This is a genomic window from Roseomonas populi (assembly GCF_024594815.1).
Taxonomy (GTDB): Bacteria; Pseudomonadota; Alphaproteobacteria; order Acetobacterales; family Acetobacteraceae; genus Roseomonas; species Roseomonas populi.
The window spans coordinates 95999-107085 of record NZ_JANJOU010000008.1 but is presented as its reverse complement, the minus strand read 5'-3'; the positions used below and the strand labels follow the sequence as shown (position 1 = coordinate 107085).

The window sequence follows — 11087 nt, the reverse complement described above, 5'->3', positions numbered from 1 at the left end:
CGGCGATCAGCCCTGGGCAAGGCGGGCCAGCAGGAGGTCCCGCGCCCGCCGCAGCATCTCCGGCGGCACCTGGCCGCCCGCCGCCAGCACCGCCGGGTGGTCGGGGCCGAGGGCCTGCCGCAGGCCGCCGGAGGCACGGTCCAGCAGGCCGGTGGCGTAGCCCGGCGCCGCGGGGGCGGCGACCTCCTCCGGCCGCTCCGCCAGGGCCTCGATCGCCCGCACCAGTCGCCCCACCGCATCGTCCCGCGCGCGCAGCGTCTCCAAGTCCTGCATCGGGCGGGTGGCGATGCGGACATCCTCCAGCCAGAAGGAACCCGCCTCAGCGGCCTCCAGCCCGGCCGCCAGGATCTTCTGGCGCAGGCTCGCGGGGTCGCGGGCGAGGGCGAGGTGGGCGGGGCAGGGGCCCTCCAGCCGCAACCGCATGGCGAGCAGGCGACCATCGGCCGCATCCACCGCCGTGCCGATGGCGCGGCGGCAGCGATCCAGCACCGCTTCCTCGTCGGCCGCCCCTTCGCAGTCCACCGTCACGCGCGCCCAGCGCACCGCGTCCAGCGCGTGGTGGTCCAGCGCCACCACGCGGCCGTGCCGCACGGTAACGAGGCTGGCGCCCTTGGCGCCGCCCTCGTTCACGTGGCGGCCCTGGAGATTGCCGGGGAAGACGATCCAGGGATCCCGCAACACCTCCTCGCGCGCGTGGATATGGCCCAGCGCCCAGTAGTCATACCCGTGGGACGCCAGCTGATCGACGGTGCAGGGGGCATAGGAGGCGTGGCCCGGGCGCCCGGTGGCGGCGGTGTGCAGCAGGCCGATGTTGAAGCGATTGGGCGCGGGCTGCGGATAGGACTGGGCCAGGTTCTGCTGCACGTCGCGCGTCTCAAAGCTCTGCCCGTGCAGCACGACGCCAAGCTCCGGCCAGTCCACCGTGTCCGGCCGGTCCGCGCGGAGCAGCGCGGCGCCCTCTGGCAGGCGGAGGGAGCGGGTCAGGACGCTCTCCGCGTCGTGGTTGCCGCGGACGGCCACCACCCGGATGCCGGCGCGGGTCAGCCGGGCAAAGGCGGCGACGAGCGCCTGACCCGTGCGGAAATCCGGCCAGTCACCGTCATAGAGGTCACCGGCCACGACGACGAAATCCACGCGCTCCCGGATCGCGAGGTCCACGAGGTTCCGCAGGGCATCGCGCGTGGCTCCCCGGATGCGCTCGGCCGACGCGTCGGCGCCTAAACCGCGCAGGGGACTATCGAGGTGCAGGTCGGCCGCGTGGAGGAATCGGAAGCTGGTCAAGGTGCCCGATCCTACGCGACCCGCCAGGAGCATTCCAGCGACGGCGCAGGCCCGCACCGCCGGGATTGGGCGCCGGTCCTCACCACACCTGCGGCCTTTCGATATATCATATCTTGCTGTCTCGTCCTGATGTCTTAATGTTCACGGCGCAGGCGGCCGTATGGGCCGAGGGCGCGTGTCACAAGACGGGAGGCTTCCTTGTCTGATCTGCACTCTACCCGCCGGGGATTGCTCGCCGCCGGCTCCCTGGCGCTGCCGGCGTTGCTGATGACGCCCCGGCCCGCCCGGGCCGCGGGAACGGTGACGGCCGTGCTGGAATCCGAGGTGGTGATCGTCGATCCGCACGCCACCACGGCCGCGATCACGCGCAGCTTCGGCTATCAGGTCTTCGACACGCTCTTCGCCCAGGATTCGAAGGGTGCGATCCGCCCGCAGATGGTGGAAGGCCATACCGTGTCCGCCGACGGGCTGGAATGGCGCTTCACCCTGCGCGACGGCCTGGCCTTCCATGACGGCGCGCCGGTGACGGCCGCGGATTGCGTGGCCTCCCTCCGCCGCTGGGCCTCCCGGGACAGCCTGGGGCGGATGCTGCTGGCCGCGATGCGGGAGATGCGGGCGGAGGATGCGCGCAGCTTCTCCATCGCGCTGAAGGAACCCTTCCCGCTGATGCTGGAGGTGCTGGGCAAGCCCAACGCCCCCGTTCCCTTCATCATGCCCGAGCGCATCCTGCCCGCGGGCGAGGCGCGCATCACCGAGATCATCGGCTCCGGACCCTTCACCTTCGTGCGGGAGGCGTGGCGCACCGGGGACCGCATGGTGCTGCGCCGGAACGCGCGCTACGTGCCGCGGGCCGAGCCACCGGACTTCCTGGCGGGCGGCAAGGTGGTGAAGATCGACGAACTCGTGCTCAAGACCATGCCGGACGACGCGACGGGCGCGAACGCGCTCTCCGCCGGCGAGATCGACTACATGCAGTACCTGCCCTTCGACTTCCTGGCCCCGCTGCGCCGCAACCGGGAGGTGCGGCTGATGGGGCTGAAGGGCATCGACATGTTCCAGGGCAATTTCCGCCTGAACCACGCGAGCGGCCCCTTTGCGGATCCCGCGGTGCGGCAGGTGATGTGGAAGCTGGTGGATCAGAAGCAGGTGCTGGACGCCATCGGCATCCCCGCGGAGTTCCGGCAGGAGAACTGCCCGTCCTTCTGGATGTGCGACACGCCGCTGGAGACGGCCGCGGGATCCGAGGTGGCGCGCTTCGACGTGGAGGGCGCGAAGGCGGCGCTGGCCCGCACGGGCTACAAGGGCGAGCCCGTGATCATGCTTGAGGTCTCGGCCTCCATCTCGCAGACGGCCGCGCACGTGCTGGCCGAGAACATGAAGAAGGCCGGCTTCACCGTGGACGAGCAGGTGATGGACTGGGGCACCGTGCTGGCGCGGCGGGCGCGGCCCGACGGGTGGGGGCTGTTCCCCGTCTACGCGAATGGCGTGGACATGATCTCGCCGCTGAACCACTTCTACGTCGCCAACAACTGCTCCGACTATCCCGGGCGGAGCTGCGATGGTCGGATCACGACCCTGCTGCAGGACTTCGTGCGCGCACCGGACGCCGCCGCGCGAAAGGGGGTGGCGGAGCAGATCCAGCGGGCGGCTTACGAGCTGGCGCCGAGCATCATGTGGGGGCAGTTCTCGCGCCCGGCGGGCTACCGCGCGCGGCTGAAGAACCTGATCCCGTCCAGCTTCCCGATGTTCTGGCAGGTGGAGGCCTGAGCGGCCCGATGCTGCTGGGCGGGATCGCGGATGACCTGACGGGCGCGGTGGAGCTCGCGGGGATGCTGGCGGCGGGCGGGATGCGGGTGGCACTGGTGCTGGACGACGCGCCGGTGCCGCCGGGCCAGGACGCGGTGGTGGTGGCAATGCCCTCCCGCGTCGCACCCGTGGAGGAGGCGCGGGCCGGCTTCGCGCGGGCGGCGGAGGCGCTGCTGGGCGCCGGGGCGGAGCGCCTGTTCTTCAAGTACTGCGCGACCTTCGATTCCACGCCCGAAGGCAATATCGGGCCCTGCGCCGACCTGCTGATGGACCGGACAGGGGCCGGTTTCACGATCTTCGCCCCGACCTTCCCGGAGGCGGAGAGGCGGGTGTTCATGGGGCACCTCTTCGTCGGCGCCCAGCTCGTCTCCAACTCGCCGAAGCGCTTCGATCCGCTGACGCCGATGACGGAGCCGGACCTGGTGAAGGTGCTGACGCCGCAGACGCAGCGGCGCGTGGGGCTGATCCCGCTGCACGTCATCGCGCGGGGCGCGGAGGAGGTGGGCCGCCATGTCGCGGCGCTGCGGGCCGACGGCGTGGCCTGCGCGATCGCGGATGCGGGCACGGAGGAGGACCTGGCGACCCTGGCGCGGGCGAGCTGGGACTGGAAGCTGACGACGGGCGGTTCCAACCTCGCGGCGCATTTCCCGGCGATCTGGCGGGAGAAGGGGCTGCTCTCCGCCGCGGCGCCTGAGCCCGCGCCGCGCGCGGCGGGGCACGGCGCCGTGCTGGCCGGAAGCTGCTCCGACCGTACGCGCGAGCAGGTGGAGCACTTCGCCGCACGCCACCCTGCGCTGCGGATCGACTTGGCGCGAATGGATTCGCCGGAGGCCGCGCTGCGTCAGGCAGTGGCCTGGGCCCTGCCGCTGCTGGAGGGCGGGCCGATCTGCGTGACGACGGCGGGCGACCCGGAGGCCGTTTCGGCGGCGCAGGCGCGGTTCGGGCGGGATGGGGCAGCGCGGGCCGCGGAAGGGCTGCTCGGCGCGTTGGCGTCGGCGCTCGTGGACGCGGGCGTGCGGCGCGTTCTGGTGGCGGGTGGCGAGAGCTCCGGCGCGGTGATCCGGGCGCTCGGGATCACGCGGCTGTCCGTGGCACCCTACGTCTCCCCCGGCATCGGCGTCTGCGCGGCGGAGGCGCCGGTTCCGCTGGCGCTTTGCCTGAAGTCAGGGAAGCTGGGGCCGGTGGACATGTTCGGGACGGTGCTGGAGCGGATGCGCGCATGACAAACGCGGAAGCCGCGCGCGGCGAGGTGGCCTGGGCCTACCGGGAATTGGGGCGGCTAGGGCTGAACTTCGGCAGCGCCGGTAACGTCTCCTGCCGGGTCGAGGGCGGGATGGTCATCACCCGGTCCGGAACCACCGTGGATGCCACGGCGGAGGGCGACACGGTGCGGATGGCACTGGACGGCGCCACGCAGGACACCGCCGCGCCATCGAGCGAGTGGCCGATGCACGCGGCGATCCTGCTGGCCTCCCCGGAGGTGGGAAGCGTCGTCCATACCCACGCGGATGCCTGCACGGCGCTGGCCTGCCTCGGCGAGGGACTGCCGGCCTTCCACTACATGATCGCGGGCTTCGGCGGAGACGACGTGCGCTGCGCCCCCTACGTCACCTTCGGCACGCCCGAGTTGGCCGAGGTGGCGGTGGAGGCTCTGCGGGGGCGCACGGCCTGCCTGCTGGGCAACCACGGCATGATTGCCACCGGCCGCGACGTGAAGGCCGCCCTGGCGGCGGCGGTTCGGCTGGAGACGCTGGCGCGGCAATATCTGCTGGCCCGCTCCGCCGGCGCGCCGCGCCTGTTGGACCCGGCGCAGATGGACGCCACGCGGGAACGCTACAAGACCTATGGCGGGGCCGCGCCCTCGCGGGGATAGCGGCGCCTATCCTCTCTGGACCGCCCGGAACCCGGCCTCCGCCGCCTCCAGCGCGCGGTCGATATCGGCCTCCGTGTGGGCGCAGGAAAGAAACATGTTGTGGCGGGGGTGGAAGTAGGCGCCGTGCCGCAGCGCGCTGGCGCAGAAGGCGTCACCCTTTGCCCAATCCGGGTCTTCCTCGAAAATCATCAGCGGCATCTGCGCGGGTCCGGTCTGGCGGACGGGAAGCCCGTACTGGCGCGACAGCGCGTCGAGGCCGGCGCGAAGCCGTTCGCCCATCGCCTTCATGCGGGCCGGACCGTCGATGCGGCGGAGTTCCCCGATCGTGGCGACGGCGGCGGCCATGGGCACGGCGCCGCACCAGAAGGAGCCGGTGGTGTAGACCTGCGTGGCGGCCTCGCGGAAGCGATCCCGGCCAGTGACGGCGGCCAGGGGGTGGCCGTTCGCGATGGCCTTGCTGAAGGCGGAAAGGTCCGGGCGCACGCCAAGCGGTTCCCAGGAGCCGCCGAGATGGATGCGGAACCCCGCGCGCACGTCGTCGAGGATCAGCGCCGCGCCCGTCGCGTCACAGAGGGCGCGGAGGTGGCGTGCGAATTCCGGCGTGGGCAGATCCTGATGGCGGCCGAAATCGTGGCGGAAGGCGGTGACGATGACGGCGGCAAGGTCGCCCTTCGCGGCATCGGCCGCCACGTCCAGGCTCTCCGCGTCGTTGTAGTCGAAGGTCAGGAGGTGGGCGCGATCCTCGGCGGTGACGCCGGCCAGCGACGGCGAGCACCAGGGCACGGCGCCGTGATAGGATCCGCGGGCGACGAGGACCTTGCGGCGCCCAGTGGCCGCGCGAGCGATGGTGACGCAGGCCGTGGTCGCGTCCGTGCCGTTCTTGGCAAGGAGCGCCCAATCCGCGTGGGGGATGGTGTCCACCAGGAGTTCGGCCAGCTCCACCAGCACGGGGGCGGGCCCGTTCATGCAGTCTCCCTGATCGGCCTGGCTCCGCGCCGCCGCTTCCACAAGCGGGTGGCGGTGGCCGAGAACGACGGGCCCCCAGGAGCACATGAAGTCGATGTACTCGCGCCCGTCCGCGTCGCGCAGGCGGCACCCCTCGGCGGAGGTGAAGTACTGCGGGTAGCCCTTCGGCAGCTTCGCGGCGTTCAAATGGCCCCAGAGGCCGCCGGGGATGACGGCGCGAGCGCGGGCGCGCAGGGCATCATCGGATGGGCTGGCGGCGGGGGCCTCGGGGAGGAGAGCCTGCGACATGGACGGTTCCTCGTCTAGCGCCGCTTGATATATCATATTTCTCTTTCGTACGGGAAGTGCCCCGCGGCCTCAGGACACAAGACGGCGCAGGGCGGCCTCGACCTTTCCGGCGTTGCCGAGGGCCGCCAGATTCAGGGGGCGGGAAACCACGGGCGCGGCCTCGCTTCCCGTCACGCGAAGGATCTCGGCATCCAGCCAGTCGAAGAGGCGCTCCCCGATCTCCTGCGCGATGCGGGCGCCGTGGCTCGTGCCGCGCGCTGTCTGCTCGGCGATGAGAACCCGGCCGGTGCGGCGCACGCTCTCCCCGATGCGGTCCCAATCCAGCCCGCCGGGATCAAGGCTGCGGAGGTCGATCACCTCCGCATCGATGCCTGCAGCCTCGGCCGCGCTGATGCCGGCGGAAACCATGGCGGCGTAGGTCAGGACCGTGCAGGCCCGGCCCGGCCGCGCGGTGCGGGCGGTGCCAAGGGGGACGAGGTAGTCCAGGTCGTCCCGGGGCACCGGGCCGGTGGTCTGGAACAGGTCCTGATGCTCGATCACCAGCACAGGGTCGTTGCAGCGGAGCGCCGCGTTCATCAGCCCGATGTAGTCGTGCGGGGTTGAAGGGGAGACGATCCGCCAGGCCGGGTAGAGGGCGAAAAGGGCGGAAGGGTCCATGGAGTGCTGCGATCCATAGCCCGCCTGGGGTGAGACCCGCGCGCGCACCACCACCGGAACATCGGCACCGCCGAACATGTGGGAGAACTTGCCGATGCCGTTGAACATCTGGTCGGCCGCCACGATGCAGAAGTCGCCGAACATGATGTCCACCACCGGCCGCAGCCCGCAGGCGGCGGCGCCCAGCGCCATGCCGGTGAACCCGTTCTCGCAGATGGGGGAAGGGAAGACGCGGTCGGGGAAGCGCTCCACGGCGCCTCGGGTGGAGCCGGAGACGCCGCCGCGCAGCCGGTGCACATCCTCCCCGATCAGGACGATGCGGGGATCGCGCTCCATGTTCCGCAGCAGGGTCGCGGCGATCGCATCGATGTACTTCATCTCCGCCCGCGCCTCGGCCGGGACCGAGGCGGCTTCAAGGAAGCGCTCGCCATTCAGCTCCGAGAGGTCGCCGCGGATGCCGTGCTCCACCGCGGCGGCGTCGGGCAGGGCGCCCGCGCGGATCTGCAGGGCGTTGGAGCCGCGCGGGACCTCGGTGAGGGCGGCCGCGGCATCCTCTACCACCCGCCTGGCGCGGGCATCGAGCGCGGCAAACCCGGCATCGTCCAGTACGCCCAGGGCCTTCAGCCGCGCGGGCATGGTAGCCAGCGGGTCCCGCGCACGCCACTCAGCCTCCTCCTCCTTGCTGCGGTAGCCGAGCTGGCTGCCGAGCAGCGGGCCGCTCTGGTGCAGGAAGCGGTAGAGGATCGCCTCGACGAAGACGGGGCCACCGGTGGTGCGGATGGTCTCCACCGCCCACTGCATCGCCCGGCGCACGGCGACGAGGTCCATGCCGTCGCACTCCACGGAGGGGACGCCGAACATGGCGCCCCGGGTGGTCAGCCGCGTCTCGCGCGTCTGCTCGCTGACATGGGTGGAGACGGCGTAGAAGTTGTTCTCCAGGAAGAAGATGACGGGCAGGTTGTAGAGGGCGGCGAGGTTGATCGCCTCCATCGACTGGCCGGCCATCAGCGTGCCGTCGCCGAAGAAGGCGACGGAGACGTGGTCGCGGCCCAGCACCTTGTCGGCCAGGCCGTAGCCCACGGCATGAGGCAGGTTGCCGCCGATGATGGCACTGGTGCCAACGACGCCCGCGGGCGCCCAGCGCATGTGCATGGAGCCGCCGCGGCCGCCGCAGAACCCTTCCGACAATCCCATGATCTCCGCCATGGCACGGCGGACGAGGGTGCCCGCCTCCTCCACCGCCTCGTCATGGCGCGGGTCGTAGCCATCCGGCAGGGCGCTGTTCAGCAGCTTCGCCAGGATCTGGTGATGCGCGCGATGCGTGCCATTCAGCTTGTCCCCCGTGCCGAGGACGGACATGGCGCCGACCGCCCCCGCCTCCTGCCCGATGGAGGCGTGGGCGGGGCCGTGGACGAGGCCTGCACCGTGCAACTCCAGGATCTTTTCCTCGAAGCGACGGATGAGGAGAAGCTGTTCCATCCAGCGGGCGAGGGCGGCGGGGTCCTCCGCCGCCCAGTCGGCCTCGTCCACCTCCAGCCGGAACCAGGGTGTGTTGGTGGAAATGGTGGTGCGCTGCATCGGGCGTTCCCTGTGATGCGCCTCCTGCCGGCGCTTAGGTGTCGAAGCCCTCGAAAGGAGCGGGATCGAGGAAGCGGCGAAGGATGTTCCCGGTCAGGCGGCTGACGGAATTCTCGTAGCCGTTATGCGAGAGCGCGCAGGCCCAGGCGATGGAGCCCGTCGAGAAGACCGCACCGCCACGCGCTGTTGGGAAGAAGGCGATGTCGGCGCGCACACGCGCGTTCTGGTCGCCCATCGTGCCGCGATGGAGCGTGCGCAACTCCTCCAGCGTCGGGACGCCGCCGTAGTCCAGCCGGTCTGCGGTGGCGAGCCAGAGGAGGTGAGGCGGGGAACTGAGGGTGGGCTCCACGCGGTCCACCTCCAGCCCCGCCGCGCCACCGCCGCGCAGCCCAAAATCGCCCAGCGGGGCATCAAGATCGATGCCTTCCATAGCCCAGGCCACGCGCGGGTCGCGCGCGGGCTCCCGCCAGGCATAGGGGTAGGAGCGGGTGAAGACCTGCGCGTCGAAGCCGACGCCGACGAGGCGCTGCGGCGGACGGCCGCTGGCGCGCCACAGGCCGGAGGGCTCGCCGGTGAAGGAGAGGGCGTTCTCCCCCGGCTCGCCTTCCCAGGTGCGGAGGCCGATCGCGCCGCGCCGGATCTCCATGGTGTGGGGCTGGGTTGGATGCCAGCCGATGCGCCAGTAGAAGCCGTTGCCGCCGAGGTAAATGTGGCGGCCGCCACTGCGCTGGTAGGAATCGAAAGCTTCGATCATCGACCGGCTGAAATACTCGGGGTGCGAGCCGGTGATGACGCAGCGATAGGGCGCGAGGGTCTGCGCGCCGTGGCGGTGGATGTCGTCATCGACGATGATGTCGTAGTCCTGGCCGATCTGCTCGAACCAGTCGATGATGTGCGTGTCGTTGCCGTAGTTGAAGGTGGCGCCGCGGGGCCGCATGTTCAGGATGGGCCGCTTCGCCGTGGAGTAGCACCAGCCGCTGCCGTCGCTGTGCGTGTCGTAGGTGGAGAGGCCGAGCTCCCGGTGCTCCTGCAGGTACACGTCGTCGCGCGAGAGGGCGATGAGGCCCTCCAGCATCGATTCCGCGTGCACCTGATCCAGCCGCAGCGCGGAGTTGGCGTAGGCGAGGAAGGTCGCGGTGCTGGCGACGAAAGCGAGCTCCGAGCGCGGCCTGCCGAGCGGTGCGCGGACGAAGAAGGCGACGAAGCTCTCCACCGGATCCTCTTGCCCCTGCCGGGCACGAAGGCGCAGCGCGTAGAAGCCGCTGCGCCAGTCCCCGGGAACCGTGAGGCGCAGGTCGGGCGTCCAGCCCGCGTCGTGCATGTCGTCGCTGTGGAAATGAATGGCGCCGTAGAGCTCTGGCGCCTCGGTCCACTGCACCGTACGGCCATCCCAGTTGGCGCCGGTGGCGGCGCGCATGGGCATCTGGCGCAGCGCGCCGTCCAGGCGGTTGGCCGAGAGGTCGCGCACTGTGTCCGTGGACATGTCGCGCGAGAAGTCCCAGGCCGCGATCAGGTCGGGATCGGCGGGATGGGGTGTCAGGTTCTCCGCCAGGGTCCGCAGCCGCGCCGCGTCGGGCGCCACGGATAGAAGGCGCGGGCGGTCGATCTTGCCATCGAGATGCCCGCCGGTGCGCGGTGCCGCGCCGGACTCCAGCGCGTGTGCGGCGATGACCAGGGCGGTGTCGGCCGGCCAGGCCGGGTCGCGCGGTCCCTCGGCCGTGGCGGTGCAGCCCGTGTCGCGGCCGGCCTGCGGGTCCAGGCTCTCCTGCGTCACGGTGATGCGTCCCGCGGACGCGTCGAGGCCCGCGGCGACGAAGATCCACTCCCGCTCCATCACCGGGCGCGGGGCGGTAACGCTCCAGACGCAGCCAGCGGCGCCGATGGTGAGCTCCAGCCGCGCCTCCTCCGTCAGCGCCAGCCGCCAGCCTTCTCGTGTGTCCTCGCGCCAGCGGGAAAGGATCGTCTGCGCGCCCGCGCCCGGCGCCGTTGGATAGAAGAAGAGGCCGAGGGAGAGGGAGCCCGCGCGGCCCAGCGCGGGTGCGTCCGGCACAAGGGCGCAGGAGCCCGGCCGAAGTGGCTGGTTCCGCAGCGGGACAGGGCCGTCGATCGGCGTGCCGGGTTGGTGGAAGCGCAGGCCGGGGCCGTCCGGGTCGGGATCGGCGCAACGCACGCGGAGCAGGGTGGCCTCGGCGCTCTCAAGGATAGCGCTGGAGAGATGGAAAGCCACCTCCTCGCCCGGGGAGACGACGAGCGGCCAGGCGTAGCCGAGGACGGCGGTGGTGTCGGTCATTCAGGCTTGTCCCCGGTCTCCTCGATGCGTTGGCCCGTCAGCGCCTCCCAGCGCATGACGAAGACGGCCCATTCGGCGTCGGCAAGGCTGGTGAAGACGCGGTTGGGGAAGGTCTCCACCGGCGCACCGCGGCGGCCGGGCAGGCGGCCCAGCATCCAGCGGCGGTTCGGCTCCAGCACAATCAGCACGTGCCGCTGCCCCACGCCGGACCAGCGCATGCGGTGCAGCAGCTTCTGCAACTCGTCGCTGTGGGGGCCGCGCGGCTTGCGGCGGAACTCCTCCACAAGGTCGCGGCGGGCCGGGTCCACCGGCCAGTGCGCCGCCCCCGGGTCGTTCAACAGCATCCTG

8 protein-coding genes are annotated in these 11087 nt (G+C 71.4%); 3 read left to right on the top strand and 5 right to left on the bottom strand.

Going from position 1 to position 11087, the window contains the following annotated elements; translation table 11 throughout:
- Window positions 1-6: 6 nt before the first annotated feature.
- A complete protein-coding gene (locus tag NRP21_RS11310; protein ID WP_257716306.1) occupies window positions 7-1281 on the bottom strand; it encodes a metallophosphoesterase family protein in 1275 nt (424 codons plus the stop codon).
- A gap of 198 nt (window positions 1282-1479) precedes the next feature.
- On the opposite strand from NRP21_RS11310, the gene NRP21_RS11305 reads away from it, so the two are divergent.
- Genes NRP21_RS11305 through NRP21_RS11295 form a run of 3 tightly spaced genes read left to right on the top strand, consistent with a single transcriptional unit; the run spans window position 1480 to window position 4960 of the window.
- Window positions 1480-3048 carry an ABC transporter substrate-binding protein gene (locus tag NRP21_RS11305; protein WP_257716305.1) on the top strand — a complete coding sequence of 523 codons (1569 nt, stop codon included), beginning with the start codon at window positions 1480-1482 and terminating at the stop codon, window positions 3046-3048.
- Between the two features lie 8 nt (window positions 3049-3056).
- Entirely contained in the window at window positions 3057-4310 is a 1254-nt protein-coding gene (gene otnK / locus NRP21_RS11300; protein WP_257716304.1) for a 3-oxo-tetronate kinase, read from the top strand.
- Window positions 4307-4960: a class II aldolase/adducin family protein gene (locus NRP21_RS11295; protein WP_257716303.1), complete on the top strand. Its 654-nt coding sequence runs from the start codon at window positions 4307-4309 to the stop codon at window positions 4958-4960. The genes otnK and NRP21_RS11295 overlap by 4 nt, the downstream gene beginning before the upstream one ends.
- 6 nt (window positions 4961-4966) lie before the next feature.
- Here NRP21_RS11295 and NRP21_RS11290 read toward each other — a convergent pair whose 3' ends face one another.
- The 4 genes from NRP21_RS11290 to NRP21_RS11275 all read right to left on the bottom strand — a co-directional run bounded on the left by NRP21_RS11290 (window position 4967) and on the right by NRP21_RS11275 (window position 11083).
- On the bottom strand, window positions 4967-6214 hold the full coding sequence (locus tag NRP21_RS11290; RefSeq protein WP_257716302.1) for an aspartate aminotransferase family protein: 1248 nt from the start codon (window positions 6212-6214) through the stop codon (window positions 4967-4969).
- A gap of 69 nt (window positions 6215-6283) precedes the next feature.
- Window positions 6284-8449: an alpha-ketoacid dehydrogenase subunit alpha/beta gene (locus NRP21_RS11285; protein WP_257716301.1), complete on the bottom strand. Its 2166-nt coding sequence runs from the start codon at window positions 8447-8449 to the stop codon at window positions 6284-6286.
- A gap of 34 nt (window positions 8450-8483) precedes the next feature.
- The gene (locus tag NRP21_RS11280) at window positions 8484-10739 is read right to left on the bottom strand and encodes a N,N-dimethylformamidase beta subunit family domain-containing protein (protein ID WP_257716300.1); all 2256 of its coding nucleotides are present in this window, start codon (window positions 10737-10739) and stop codon (window positions 8484-8486) included.
- Entirely contained in the window at window positions 10736-11083 is a 348-nt protein-coding gene (locus NRP21_RS11275; protein WP_257716299.1) for a hypothetical protein, read from the bottom strand. Before NRP21_RS11275 ends, NRP21_RS11280 begins: the two co-directional genes overlap by 4 nt.
- Window positions 11084-11087 lie beyond the last annotated feature (4 nt).